The organism is Noviherbaspirillum sp. Root189 (assembly GCF_001428545.1).
Classification (GTDB): Bacteria; Pseudomonadota; Gammaproteobacteria; order Burkholderiales; family Burkholderiaceae_D; genus Noviherbaspirillum.
In genome coordinates, this window is record NZ_LMHZ01000001.1 from 202,344 (window position 1) to 214,685 (window position 12,342).

Genomic DNA, 12,342 nt, shown 5'->3' on the forward strand with positions numbered 1-12,342 from the left:
TCAGAATGTTTTCTTGAAGTCGGCAATCGCGGAGGCCAGTGCTGCTTCGCCGTCCTTGTCGAGTTGCTTGGTGTCTTCAATCTTCTGCAGCAGGGCGCCGTGGCTGGTCTTCATGAAGTTGTGCAGGCCGGATTCGAATGCCAGTACGCGCTTCACGTCGATGTCGTCGAAATAGCCCTTGTTCACTGCGAACAGCGACACAGCCATCAGCGAAATCGGCAGCGGCGAGTACTGCGGCTGCTTCAACAGTTCGGTCACGCGTGCGCCGCGGTCGAGCTGCTTGCGGGTCGCTTCGTCGAGGTCGGAAGCAAACTGCGCAAACGCTGCGAGTTCACGGTACTGCGCCAAGTCGGTACGGATACCACCGGACAGGTTCTTGATGACCTTGGTCTGCGCTGCACCACCGACGCGGGACACCGAAATACCGGCGTTGATCGCGGGACGGATACCAGCGTTGAACAGCGAAGTTTCAAGGAAGATCTGGCCGTCGGTAATCGAAATCACGTTGGTCGGAACGAACGCGGAAACGTCGCCAGCCTGTGTTTCAATGATCGGCAGCGCGGTCAGCGAACCGGTCTTGCCCTTGATTTCGCCTTTGGTGAACGCTTCGACGTAGTCAGGGTTCACGCGAGCAGCACGCTCGAGCAGACGACTGTGCAGATAGAACACGTCGCCAGGATAAGCTTCGCGGCCCGGCGGACGGCGCAGCAGCAGCGAAACCTGACGGTAAGCGACAGCTTGCTTGGACAGATCGTCATAAACGATCAGCGCATCTTCGCCGCGGTCACGGAAGTATTCGCCCATGGCGCAGCCGGAGTAAGCCGACACGTATTGCATCGCGGCGGATTCGGAAGCGGAAGCGGCAACAACGATGGTGTACTCGAGGGCGCCATTCTGTTCCAGCGCGCGCACGATGTTCTTGATGGTCGATGCCTTCTGGCCGATCGCGACATAGATACATGTCATGTTCTGGCCTTTTTGGTTGATGATGGTATCAACCGCAACAGCAGACTTACCGGTTTGACGGTCGCCGATGATCAGCTCACGCTGGCCACGGCCGATCGGCACCATCGCGTCAATCGCCTTCAGGCCGGTTTGCATCGGCTGGGAAACGGATTGACGGGCGATAACGCCCGGAGCGATTTTTTCGATCGGAGCGGTCAACGCGGTGTTGATCGGGCCTTTGCCGTCGATCGGCTGACCCAGTGCGTTGACGACGCGGCCACGAAGTTCCGGACCGATCGGCACTTCCAGAATACGGCCCGTGCACTTGACGGTATCGCCTTCGGAAATGTGTTCGTAGTCACCCAGGATAACGGCGCCGACGGAGTCGCGCTCGAGGTTCAGCGCGAGGCCGAAGGTATTGCCTGGAAATTCCAGCATCTCGCCTTGCATCGCGTCGGACAGACCGTGAATGCGGCAGATACCGTCGGTCACGGAAATAACCGTGCCCTGATTGCGGATTTCAGCGGTTTCGCCAAGGCCTTGGATCCGGCTCTTGATCAGTTCGCTGATTTCAGACGGGTTGAGTTGCATGTTAACTCCTAATATTTTTCACTCTGCCTGGCTTGCGCCAGGGGTCAGAAGCAGCCAATCACGATGCCAGGGCTACGTACATGTTCTGCAGTTTGGCGCGGACCGAAGTGTCGAGCACTTCATCGCCGACTGCGACACGTACGCCGCCGATCAGGGAGTTATCCACTTTCACGGACGGATTGAGCTTGCGGCCAAATTTCTTTTCCAGCGTCGCTACCAGGTCTTTCACTTGGGCATCGCTCAGCTCGAACGCGCTCGTGATTTCCGCGTCGGCTGCGCCTTCCGCTGCATTCTTCAATGCATGGAACTGGGTGCCGATTTCCGGCAGCAGCGTCAGGCGGCCGTTTTCCACCAGCATCGCGACGAAGTTTTTCGCTTCGGGAGTGACACTGGATTTCAACAGCGACAGGAAGGTATCGACAATTTGTGCATCCGTATGTTTCGGATTGCTTGCGAAAGACTTGACGTCTGGATTGGCGGCAACCGCAGCCATTTCCGATACGAGATCGGTCCAGGCGGCGAGGTTGCCGGATTTGGCAACACGGAACAGTGCTTCTGCGTAAGGACGAGCAATGGTTGCGAGTTCTGCCATGATTACAGTTCAGTCTTCAGTTGGTTCAGCAGGTCGGCGTGGGCCGCTGCGTTAACCTCACGCTTGAGGATCTGCTCGGCGCCGCTCACCGCGAGGGCGGCGACCTGGCTGCGCAGTTCTTCGCGTGCACGAGTGACTTGCTGTTCAGCATCGGCCTTGGCAGCGGCGATAATGCGCGCAGCTTCGTCGGATGCAGTCTTCTTGGCTTCTTCGATAATTGCCTGCGCACGCTTTTCAGCGTCGTTGATGCGCTTTTGGCCTTCATCACGGGCGGAAGTCAGTTCAGCCTGCGCACGCTTTTCAGCCGCAGCCATCTCTGCCTTGCCCCGGTCGGCGGCAGCCAGACCGTTCGCAATCTTCTCGGCGCGCTCATCGAGCACTTTCATCAGCGGCGGCCACACGAACTTCATTGTGAACATCGCCAAGATGAAGAAGACCACGAACTGTGCAATCAGGGTTGCATTTAAGTTCACGGTATTTTTCCTTCTCAGAATAACGAGAGCCGAACCTGGGTCAGGTCCGGCGGCTGGAAATCGGCGGGTACCGGAGGCGGTACCCTGTGCGCCGGATTACTTCGCGATGAACGGGTTTGCGAAAGCAAACAACATGGCGATACCAACACCGATCAGGAACGCAGCGTCGATCAGACCAGCCAGAACGAACATCTTGGCTTGCAGGGTGTTCATCAGTTCAGGCTGACGAGCGGATGCTTCGAGGTACTTGCCGCCCATGATCGCGATACCGATACACGCACCGATAGCACCCAGGCCGATGATCAGACCACAAGCCAGAGCAACAAAAGAGATATCAGTCATTTGAATTCCTTCAAAAAGTTAAAGTTAAAAATTAAAAACAAAATACCCAAAAACAAACTTCGTTACGTACTTCCTATCTTTCGATTCTTTACTGGCTGCTATTAGTGGCCTTCATGCGCCTGACCGATGTAGATCAAGGTCAGCATCATGAAAATGAATGCTTGCAGGAACACGATCAGGATGTGGAAGATCGCCCAGATGGAGCCGGCAACCACATGACCGAAGAAGCCGAACACGGTGGCTGTGGAGCCGAGCAGTGCAATCAGCAGAAACACCAGTTCGCCTGCGTACATGTTGCCCCAGAGTCGCATACCGAGCGACACGGTGCGGGCGATGTATTCAATGAAGTTCAGCAGCAGGTTGAACGGTGCGAGCCAGATGCCGAACGGTGCGGCAAACAGTTCATGCACCCAGCCGCCGAGACCTTTGATCTTGACGTTGTAATAGAGAACCAGTGCCAGCACGCCGAGCGACATGCCGAGTGCGCCATTGAGGTCGGCGGTCGGGACGACACGGTGATGGATATCGATGCCGAACAGACGGAAGATGCTCGAGAACAGGTCCACTGGCAGGAAGTCGAGAGAGTTCATCAGGGCGACCCAGACGAAAACGGTCAGCGCCAGCGGGGCGATGAAGTCGCGCTTGCCATGCACGATGGACTTCGACTGGTCTTCTACCAGTTCGACGAGCATCTCGACGAAGGCCTGGAACCGGCCAGGTACGCCGGAGGTGGCATGGCGGGCTGCGCGATACATCAGGAGGCAGCCGATGATGCCAACGAAGATGGACCAGAAAATGGTGTCCATATTGATGATCGAGAAATCGACCATCTTTTCCTGGTGTTGGTTGGTCAGGTGTCCGAGGTGGTGGACGATGTATTCTGACGCCGTTGGCGCGTGTGATGCCGCTTCAGTGGTAGATGCCATGTCAGTGCCTAAATAATAAGATGATGTAACTTTTCAGCGCCACGATGAAAGCGGCGATCAGCGCCAGCCAGTTCAAATCGTGGTACAGCCAGACCACCGCACCCAATAGCGCGAGGGTCAATGCAATCTTGATAAATTCGCCGATGAAAAAAGTCATCGGATTGACCGCGCCGGGCTTTCTCGCGCTGATGAACAAGCGCAGAGCGAACAAGCCGTTTGGCACCACACAGCACAGCCCACCCAGAAGCGCCGACACCAGCGCATGTACGCCGCCCAGCATGCCGGCAATCAGTCCGGCGATAACCGTAGTTGCAAATTGCATGAGGACGATGTGCAGCATAAAGGTCCGAATCGTGCAATCCGTGCCACCAGAAGAACGCTTCTGATGCCTGCTACGGGCCGCGGTGTTTCAAGGTGGTGCGTTTTGTGAAACCACGGGATTATAAGTGTTTTCCGCAGTCACCGTCAAACAATTGCCGGCCTGAATGCCGCATGGATGCTACGGTAAAACTACGATAGACAGCTTTACACATCCTCGAGTGATGCCATCCTGCACCGGTTTGTCGACCACCTTTCCATCCATGAAAAGAATAGGTCTGACGGGTCGGCATCACAATTACCTGGTAAGTAATCAGTCATGTGCCCTGCCCCGCTTGGGCGCATCGCGCCAACGTGCCGTCGATACTCTGTTGCGACTGTTTATTTTGTTGCAACGGCAGTATTTGCCTATGGGCGTATTGCCCGGTACTGACTGTTGCTGACCATTACTGCCCGGACTCTCAGCGCCGCGCCAGCATTCCCAGCCACTCCCGTCCCTCCGGCCAGTCGCCAAGCCCGCTGTCGCCGTTGATATGTCCACGCGGACCGATATCGTAGAAGCCGGCGCTCCAGTTAGCCGCCCAGGCCCGCGCACGCGATAGTTCACACCACGGATCGTCCGATGAAGCGGCGACGATCGCTGGAAACGGAAGCGGTGCGCGTGGCATCGGCGAAAAGCCGGTGATGAACGCGGGGAAATCCTCACGCTCGACATCAGGGGGCGCGACCAGCAATGCGCCAAGAACCTTGCTGCCATGCGCAGCCTGATGGTGCTGGCTGGCCCACCACGCAGTCAGCGCGCAGCCCATGCTGTGCGCAGCAAGCACGACCGGTCCGTCGGCTGCAGCGATGGCGGCGTCGAGCATGGCTACCCAGTCATGCCGGTCAGGCTTGTCCCAGTCTTTTTGCATGACACGCCTCGCATTCGGCATGATGGCTTCCCAGACGGTTTGCCAGTGGCCTTCGCCGGAGTTATACAAGCCGGGCAGGATCAGGACGCTGTAGGTCATGGTTGGGCGGAATTCATGCAGCTTGTTTTTCAGTGCGCAGTTTGGCGATCAGGTCATCAAGCGCATCCAGGTTGGCAAAGTCGATCACCAGCTGGCCCTTGTTCTTGGCACCGAGCTTGATTGCGACCTGGGTGGCAAGCAGGTCGGACAACTCTTCCTCGAGCCGGGAAATGTCACGTGACTTTTCCTTGTTGGGGCGCTGCTTGTTGGCCGAGGCCTGTTCGCTGCCGGCGCGAATGACCAGCTTTTCGGCTTCGCGTACCGACATGCGGCGGGCGACGATCTGGTTGGCGAGCGTGATCTGCGTTGCGGAATCGACGGCCAGCAACGCACGGGCATGGCCCATGTCGATATCGCCGGCCATCAGCATGGTCTGCACCGGCTTGGCGAGGTTCATCAAACGTAGCAGGTTTGACACCGCGCTGCGCGAGCGGCCGACCGCGTTGGCTGCCTGCTCGTGTGTGAAGTCGAAATCCGAAATCAGTCGATGAATGCCTTGCGCCTCTTCCAGCGGGTTGAGATCTTCGCGCTGGATATTCTCGATCAGCGCCATCGCGGCGGCGGCCTGGTCGTCGACATCCTTGACCAGTACCGGTACTTCCGTCAGGCCGGCGATCTGGGCGGCACGGAAGCGGCGTTCACCGGCGATGATTTCATATTTGTCGGGTCCCACATGCGCAACCGGACGCACGAGGATGGGTTGCATCAGGCCCTGCGCCTTGATCGATGCGGCAAGTTCATTCAATGCGCCTTCATCCATGCGTGTGCGCGGCTGGTATTTACCGGCTTGCATCTGCGTGACATTCAGTATCGATGGCGCGCCGGGCACGGTCGGTACCGCTTCGGCCATGTCGGACGAACCGCCCAGCAAGGCATCAAGCCCACGTCCGAGTCCCTTGGATTTTTTGATAGCCATGATCTGCCTTACATTGAATGAATGCGTTCAACCATCTCCGCACCGAATGCGATGTACGCCTGCGCGCCCTTGGACGACGGGTCGAAGGTAACGCCGGGCATGCCATAGGAAGGCGCTTCCGCCAGCCGCACATTGCGCGGAATGATGGTCTTGAAAACCTTGTCGCCAAAATGCTGCTCGAGTTGCGCGGAAACCTGCTGCGACAGCGTCATGCGCGGATCGAACATCACCCGCAGCAAGCCGATGATCTTGAGATCCGTGTTGAGCTTGGCGTGCACTTTCTTGATGGTGTTGACCAGGTCCGACAAGCCTTCGAGCGCATAGTATTCGCACTGCATCGGGATGATGACGCCGTGTGCGGCGCACAGGCCGTTGAGGGTGAGCATCGATAACGCAGGCGGACAATCGATCAGTACGAAATCGTATTCGTCGGTGACCAGGGCAATCGCGTCTTTCAGGCGCTTCTCGCGGTTGTCGAGTTCGACCATTTCCACTTCGGCACCGGCAAGTTCGCGATTGGCCGGCAGGATGTCGAAATTTCCGGTGTCCGATGTCTTGCGTGCGGTCTTGATGTCGGACATCCCAAGCAGGACTTCGTAGACAGAAGCTTCCAGTTCCGACTTGTTGATGCCCGCTCCCATGGTGGCATTCCCCTGCGGGTCCAGATCGACCAGCAATACGCGCTGCTTGAGCTGTGCGAGTCCTGCGGCAAGGTTGACGGCAGTAGTTGTTTTGCCGACGCCGCCTTTCTGGTTGGCGACGCAGAATATTTTGGCCATTTGTTCTTAGTTGGTTGTTAGTTTGATGCCGAAGCCAATCAGAAAGATGCCGGCCGCGCGTGATGCGAATGCCGCAATACGGCGATTGCTTGCCAGTCGCTTCGCCGCGGCATTGCCGGCGATGACCAGCAGACTGCCATAAAAAAGCGTGCAACAGGAAATCACAGCACCCATCGCGAAGAAAGTTGTTGCGCCCTGCTGTGTTGCCGGATCGATAAACAACGGGAAGAATGCCATGTAGAACACGATAGCTTTCGGGTTGATGAGGGTGACCAGGAAGCCACGGCGGAAATCGGCGGCGTTGGAAAATGGGATAACCGTGGCATCCTTCCCTTCCTTTGTCGTCAGCAGCTTGAAACCGAGCCATGCCAGATAAACCGCGCCCAGGTATTGCAAGCCCTTGAAGAGAACTGGATTGGCCTGCAACAGGGCTGCGACACCGAGTGCGGCCAGCAGCATCAGGACCGCGTCGCCGAGCATCAGTCCGATCAGTGAAGCATACCCGCCGCGCAGGCCGTGTCTGCCCGTGCTGGTAAGCACGCAAAACGTACCGGGGCCGGGCAGCATCAGGAACACCATGGTGGCGGCAATCAGTTGCCAGACATCGGTGATGCCGATGGCGTGAAAGGCGGCGTTCATGTTTCCCCTTCTCTCTTGATGAAAATAAGGTGCCGCTCTGCCTCCATGCCGGGTACCTGCAACGCTTGGGTGGCAGTGACTTTCCAGCCGGCCGGCAGTCGCACGATTTCTTCCTGCGGCAGTACGCCCTTGAGGGCGATGAACTGGCCGCCTGGCGCGAGCAAGTGTCCGGACCAGGTGACGAAATCCTTGAGCTCAGCGAAAGCGCGCGAGGTGATTACATCGAACGGTGTCGCGACATTCAGTTGCTCGACACGCGCAGTGTAGACGGTCACATTACGCAGTCCGAGTTCAGCTTTTGCCTGGGTCAGGAATGCGGTTTTCTTATGTACGGTATCGATCATCGATACTTGCATGTCGGGACGCGCAATCGCCAGCACGATGCCGGGTAGTCCACCGCCGGCGCCGACATCGAGCACATTGTTCGCCTGGCTGAATGCCGGCACGGCAGCGAGTGAATCCAGCAGATGCTGGATCACCATCTGCGCCGGATCGCGTACTGCGGTCAGGTTGTAGACGGCATTCCATTTTGCCAACAGGCTCAGGTAGTCCATCAATTGATCTGTCTGCGCATCACTGAGTCCGAGCTGCAAGGCGCCAATGCCATCGGCAAGTATGCGGGTGAGCTGGTCGCGGGAAAAAGCGGTCATCGGCCGGCTTTCTCAGGCTACGGCCTGAACCGTGGCGAAGTCCCTGAATCCGCCCTTTTTCAGGTGCACCAGCAGCAAGGAAATGGCTGCGGGCGTCACGCCGGAAATGCGGGAAGCCTGGCCCAGGGTTTCGGGCCGGTGCTTGTTCAGCTTTTGCCGTACTTCCACAGACAGGCCGCGCACTTCCATATAGTCAAGCTCCGCTGGCAGCTTCAGGTTTTCGTAGTGATCGTGACGCTCGACTTCCTTCGCCTGGCGGTCAATGTAGCCGGCGTATTTGATCTGGATCTGGACCTGTTCCTTGACGGCTTCATCCGTGACACCTGGCCCGGCAAGGTCCTTGCCGTCGGCGTCTTTCAGACTCATCAGCGTGTCGTAGTCAACATTGGGGCGGCGCAGCAGATCAGTGAGTGCATACTCTCTCTCAATGGCTTTGCCCAGCACCCGTTCGGCTTCCGCAGAAGGAACGATACGTGGGTTTACCCAAGTCGATTTTAATCGCTCCATTTCACGTGCCACCGCTTCGCGCTTGCGCTCGAAGATTTCCCACTGCGCATCACTGACACAGCCTAGGGTACGACCGATCTCGGTCAGGCGCATATCGGCATTATCTTCCCGCAGGCTAAGCCGGTATTCGGCCCGGCTGGTGAACATTCGGTATGGTTCCAGAACGCCCTTGGTGATCAGGTCGTCAACCAGAACGCCCAGATAGGCTTCATCACGGCGCGGCGTCCAGGCTTCACGTCCCTGCGTTTGCAGGGCGGCGTTCAAACCGGCGAGCATGCCTTGGGCTGCCGCTTCTTCATATCCTGTAGTGCCATTGATCTGGCCGGCAAAGAACAGGCCCTGAATCGCTTTGGTTTCCAGTGAAGCCTTCAAACCACGCGGATCGAAGTAATCGTATTCGATCGCATAACCGGGGCGAAGGATATGGGCGTTTTCCAGACCGCGCATGGAGTGCACCAGCTCCAGCTGTACGTCGAAAGGCAAGCTGGTGGAAATGCCGTTGGGGTAAAACTCGTTTGTGGTCAGCCCTTCTGGCTCCAGAAAGATCTGATGCGCGTTCTTGTCTGCGAAGCGGTGAATCTTGTCTTCGATCGATGGGCAATAGCGCGGCCCTACCCCTTCGATCACGCCGGTGTACATCGGGCTGCGGTCCAAGCCATTACGGATGATGTCGTGGGTACGCTCGTTGGTATGCGTAATCCAGCAGGGCAACTGTTGTGGATGCATAGAGGCATTGCCCATGACGGAAAACACCGGGACCGGATCGAGGTCACCGGGCTGCTCTTCCATCACGGAAAAATCAATACTGCGGCCATCAATGCGCGGCGGCGTACCAGTCTTCAATCGTCCTTGCGGCAGCTTGAGCTCTTTCAGGCGAGCCGACAGAGAAATTGCCGGGGGATCACCGGCGCGCCCAGCCGAGTAGTTGTTCAAGCCAACGTGAATCTTGCCGTCAAGGAAGGTTCCAGCGGTAAGTACAACTGCGCGGCCGCGGAAGCGGATACCGACCTGGGTGACGGCACCGACGACGCGATCACCTTCAACCATCAGGTCATCAACGGCTTGCTGGAACAGCCAAAGGTTTTCTTGGTTTTCCAGGCGATAACGAATGGCTTTTTTATAGAGAATCCTGTCCGCTTGGGCGCGCGTCGCGCGTACTGCCGGTCCTTTGGACGAGTTAAGAATCCGAAACTGAATACCTGCTTCGTCGGTTGCAATTGCCATTGCTCCGCCCATGGCATCAACTTCTTTGACCAGATGCCCCTTGCCGATCCCACCAATAGAGGGATTGCAAGACATCTGCCCGAGAGTTTCAATATTGTGGGTCAGCAGCAAGGTTTTTTGCCCCATGCGGGCAGCGGCCAGCGCGGCTTCGGTGCCGGCATGACCACCGCCGACAACAATAACGTCAAATTCTGTAGGAAAAAGCATAGTTCGCCTCGGTGAGACGGTGATGAAAGGAGCCAGCGAAGTGCTGCCGGAGGCGAGATTATACGGGGTTTTTATGGTTGACCGTTGAGCCCTGTATGCTTTCTACGTCAGTTTGTTCCACGTGAAACAATCAGAATGGGAGCTTGGCAGCAACAAAACCTGCAATGAAGGCAATGCCGATACCAATACTCCAATACGGCCAATTAGTTGGGCGTTGTAGCGTTTCTTCTTTGCGCCGTGAGCTTGTGACCGGCTTTGTATGTCGCCGCAACGGTTTGGTTGCTTGGTGCCTGCCTTGCATGTGTCGTTCCCGTAACTCACTGGTGAGCGAGTCGGCGAGCGCAATATGATGCTCATCCATCGCAAGTTGGACTAGCGGCGGAGTAAACGACTCCCCTGTCGCGTCGGACGTCGCCGTTTGCAAACTGGCTTCGGGTAGGATTGAGGGATGGGGCACACCGGCACTGATGGTGTCAGTGCGTAACCTTGCCTCACCAAGTTCTTCTTCTACGTCATGGATAATAATGGTGACTGGATCCAGAGGGTCTTGCTGAAGGAAACGGTCGATAACTGAGCGTTCAACGGCTTCCGGTGACTGGTCCGCTACCGGCATAAATACTTCAACGATCAACTCCTTCTTGATCAGTGTATTGAAGGCGCGTGCAAATCGCTCATCCCGCAACACTGGAAGTTTTTTCCGAACATCACTATAGGTCGTAACCCCGTCGACCATAATCAGGACCAAGCGCTCACTCTGTGTCAGACCGTGGCGCTTCTCATGTATCTCTTCGCGCCCGGTATGCGTCCTTTGAAATATCAAATTGGTATCCACCTTTGTTGCTCCCTTTATGTTTCACGTGAAACATCGCATGTGGCATTGGCCGCTTTCTGCATTAGCGTCTAGTTAAGCTATCATGCAGGCTATGCTCTCAAAGTCAACAGCGCTCTACCACATCTGCAACAACCTATTACATTAAAGAAACTATCCAAGGAGATTCCATGACTGTCCCCTCCCCAATCGGTGCATTTAGCTTTAGTACTGTCGCACATATTGTCTCAGAACCAGGCGCCGCAAAGCGGCTGGGAAGCATTGCAGCACAACATTTCCCTGCTGTTCGCCGTGCGTTGATTGTGACCGATGGCGGGTTCCTGAAGACTGGGCTAGTTGATGCGCCGATTGCTTCCCTGCGCGAAGCCGGCATGCACGTCAGCATCTATTCGGATGTGGTCGCCGATCCGCCTGAAGCCGTTGTCCTGAGCGCGGTCGCGGAAGCGCGCAAGAATGAAACGGATCTGGTTATTGGCTTGGGCGGCGGCAGCTCAATGGACGTTGCCAAGCTGATTGCCGTCCTCGCAGGCAGTGATCAGGAACTGAAAACCATGTACGGAATTGGCAATGTCAAAGGCTCGCGGCTCCCCCTGATCCAAGTGCCGACCACCGCCGGCACAGGTTCCGAAGTCACGCCAATCTCCATCGTTACCACGGGCGCCACCACCAAGATGGGCGTTGTTTCCCCTCAGCTCTATGCCGATGTCGCTATCCTTGATGCGGAACTGACCGTTGGCCTGCCACCAAAGGTTACTGCGGCCACCGGCATCGACGCGATGGTGCATGCGATCGAAGCCTATACCACCAAGGTTAAAAAGAATCCGCTGTCGGACATGCTTGCACGGCAGGCACTGAAGCTGCTATCCACCAACATCATTGCTGCCTGCGAAGATGGTAAAAACCTGGAGGTTCGCCAAGCCATGTTGTTAGGCGCGATGCTGGCTGGCCAATCCTTCGCCAATGCGCCGTGTGCAGCGGTTCATGCCCTCGCCTATCCGATCGGTGGCATATTTCACGTGCCGCATGGCCTTTCAAATTCCTTGGTCTTGCCGCACGTACTGCGCTTCAATGCACCGAATGCCGCCTCCTTGTATGCCGAGCTGGCCGACATCATTGCGCCGGGCGCGACGGGCAGCGACGAAGCACGCACCCAGGCATTGATCGACCAGATGGACCAGATTGCGCGACGGACTGGCATCGAAACCCAATTGCGTCAGGTTGGCATTGCCGAATCGGATCTCGATCGCCTGGCTGACGACGCGATGTTGCAGACGCGGCTGCTGACCAACAACCCGCGTGAAGTGACACGCAACGACGCCCGCGCGATATACGCCGCGGCGCTGTAATACGCTGAAAAAACCAAGGGAAGAAAGCCGGCAGCAGGACGCTGCCGG

At 57.0% G+C, this 12,342-nt stretch carries 14 protein-coding genes; 1 reads left to right on the forward strand and 13 read right to left on the reverse strand.

Annotation, left to right across the window (positions count from 1 at the left end; genetic code table 11):
- From atpA to ASE07_RS01070, 13 genes are all read right to left on the reverse strand, one after another.
- Positions 1-1,536 carry a F0F1 ATP synthase subunit alpha gene (gene atpA, locus ASE07_RS01010; RefSeq protein ID WP_057288921.1) on the reverse strand — a complete coding sequence of 512 codons (1,536 nt, stop codon included), beginning with the start codon at positions 1,534-1,536 and terminating at the stop codon, positions 1-3.
- Between the two features lie 58 nt (positions 1,537-1,594).
- On the reverse strand, positions 1,595-2,128 hold the full coding sequence (locus ASE07_RS01015; protein ID WP_057288922.1) for a F0F1 ATP synthase subunit delta: 534 nt from the start codon (positions 2,126-2,128) through the stop codon (positions 1,595-1,597).
- A gap of 2 nt (positions 2,129-2,130) precedes the next feature.
- A complete protein-coding gene (locus ASE07_RS01020; RefSeq protein ID WP_057288923.1) occupies positions 2,131-2,601 on the reverse strand; it encodes a F0F1 ATP synthase subunit B in 471 nt (156 codons plus the stop codon).
- A gap of 96 nt (positions 2,602-2,697) precedes the next feature.
- Entirely contained in the window at positions 2,698-2,943 is a 246-nt protein-coding gene (atpE, locus tag ASE07_RS01025; RefSeq protein WP_057288924.1) for a F0F1 ATP synthase subunit C, read from the reverse strand.
- A gap of 101 nt (positions 2,944-3,044) precedes the next feature.
- Complete coding sequence (atpB, locus tag ASE07_RS01030) at positions 3,045-3,869, reverse strand: F0F1 ATP synthase subunit A (protein WP_057288925.1); 825 nt, start codon at positions 3,867-3,869, stop codon at positions 3,045-3,047.
- Position 3,870: 1 nt separating this feature from the next.
- The gene (locus ASE07_RS01035; RefSeq protein ID WP_057288926.1) at positions 3,871-4,209 is read right to left on the reverse strand and encodes an ATP synthase subunit I; all 339 of its coding nucleotides are present in this window, start codon (positions 4,207-4,209) and stop codon (positions 3,871-3,873) included.
- Between the two features lie 439 nt (positions 4,210-4,648).
- Positions 4,649-5,197 (reverse strand): RBBP9/YdeN family alpha/beta hydrolase, encoded by a 549-nt coding sequence (locus ASE07_RS01040; protein ID WP_057288927.1) that lies wholly within the window; start codon positions 5,195-5,197, stop codon positions 4,649-4,651.
- 13 nt (positions 5,198-5,210) lie between these two features.
- Positions 5,211-6,113: a ParB/RepB/Spo0J family partition protein gene (locus ASE07_RS01045; RefSeq protein ID WP_057288928.1), complete on the reverse strand. Its 903-nt coding sequence runs from the start codon at positions 6,111-6,113 to the stop codon at positions 5,211-5,213.
- Positions 6,114-6,121: 8 nt separating this feature from the next.
- Positions 6,122-6,892: a ParA family protein gene (locus tag ASE07_RS01050; protein ID WP_057288929.1), complete on the reverse strand. Its 771-nt coding sequence runs from the start codon at positions 6,890-6,892 to the stop codon at positions 6,122-6,124.
- Positions 6,893-6,898: 6 nt separating this feature from the next.
- Complete coding sequence (leuE, locus tag ASE07_RS01055; protein WP_057288930.1) at positions 6,899-7,531, reverse strand: leucine efflux protein LeuE; 633 nt, start codon at positions 7,529-7,531, stop codon at positions 6,899-6,901.
- On the reverse strand, positions 7,528-8,181 hold the full coding sequence (gene rsmG, locus ASE07_RS01060; RefSeq protein WP_057288931.1) for a 16S rRNA (guanine(527)-N(7))-methyltransferase RsmG: 654 nt from the start codon (positions 8,179-8,181) through the stop codon (positions 7,528-7,530). Before rsmG ends, leuE begins: the two co-directional genes overlap by 4 nt.
- 12 nt (positions 8,182-8,193) lie before the next feature.
- Positions 8,194-10,119 carry a tRNA uridine-5-carboxymethylaminomethyl(34) synthesis enzyme MnmG gene (mnmG, locus tag ASE07_RS01065; RefSeq protein ID WP_057288932.1) on the reverse strand — a complete coding sequence of 642 codons (1,926 nt, stop codon included), beginning with the start codon at positions 10,117-10,119 and terminating at the stop codon, positions 8,194-8,196.
- A 130-nt stretch (positions 10,120-10,249) separates the two neighbouring features.
- A complete protein-coding gene (locus ASE07_RS01070) occupies positions 10,250-10,951 on the reverse strand; it encodes a hypothetical protein (protein WP_057288933.1) in 702 nt (233 codons plus the stop codon).
- Between the two features lie 185 nt (positions 10,952-11,136).
- Between ASE07_RS01070 and ASE07_RS01075 the strand changes: the two genes are divergently transcribed.
- On the forward strand, positions 11,137-12,294 hold the full coding sequence (locus ASE07_RS01075) for an iron-containing alcohol dehydrogenase (protein WP_442946037.1): 1,158 nt from the start codon (positions 11,137-11,139) through the stop codon (positions 12,292-12,294).
- The last annotated feature ends 48 nt before the right edge of the window (positions 12,295-12,342 follow it).

Coding starts and splice junctions, on each gene's coding strand:
- rsmG (WP_057288931.1), bottom strand. CDS start 8,181: ATGACCGCTTTTTCCCGCGACCAGCTCACCCGCATACTTGCCGATGGC.
- ASE07_RS01045 (WP_057288928.1), bottom strand. CDS start 6,113: ATGGCTATCAAAAAATCCAAGGGACTCGGACGTGGGCTTGATGCCTTG.
- mnmG (WP_057288932.1), bottom strand. CDS start 10,119: ATGCTTTTTCCTACAGAATTTGACGTTATTGTTGTCGGCGGTGGTCAT.
- ASE07_RS01035 (WP_057288926.1), bottom strand. CDS start 4,209: ATGCTGCACATCGTCCTCATGCAATTTGCAACTACGGTTATCGCCGGA.
- atpE (WP_057288924.1), bottom strand. CDS start 2,943: ATGACTGATATCTCTTTTGTTGCTCTGGCTTGTGGTCTGATCATCGGC.
- atpA (WP_057288921.1), bottom strand. CDS start 1,536: ATGCAACTCAACCCGTCTGAAATCAGCGAACTGATCAAGAGCCGGATC.
- ASE07_RS01015 (WP_057288922.1), bottom strand. CDS start 2,128: ATGGCAGAACTCGCAACCATTGCTCGTCCTTACGCAGAAGCACTGTTC.
- leuE (WP_057288930.1), bottom strand. CDS start 7,531: ATGAACGCCGCCTTTCACGCCATCGGCATCACCGATGTCTGGCAACTG.
- ASE07_RS01040 (WP_057288927.1), bottom strand. CDS start 5,197: ATGACCTACAGCGTCCTGATCCTGCCCGGCTTGTATAACTCCGGCGAA.
- atpB (WP_057288925.1), bottom strand. CDS start 3,869: ATGGCATCTACCACTGAAGCGGCATCACACGCGCCAACGGCGTCAGAA.
- ASE07_RS01050 (WP_057288929.1), bottom strand. CDS start 6,892: ATGGCCAAAATATTCTGCGTCGCCAACCAGAAAGGCGGCGTCGGCAAA.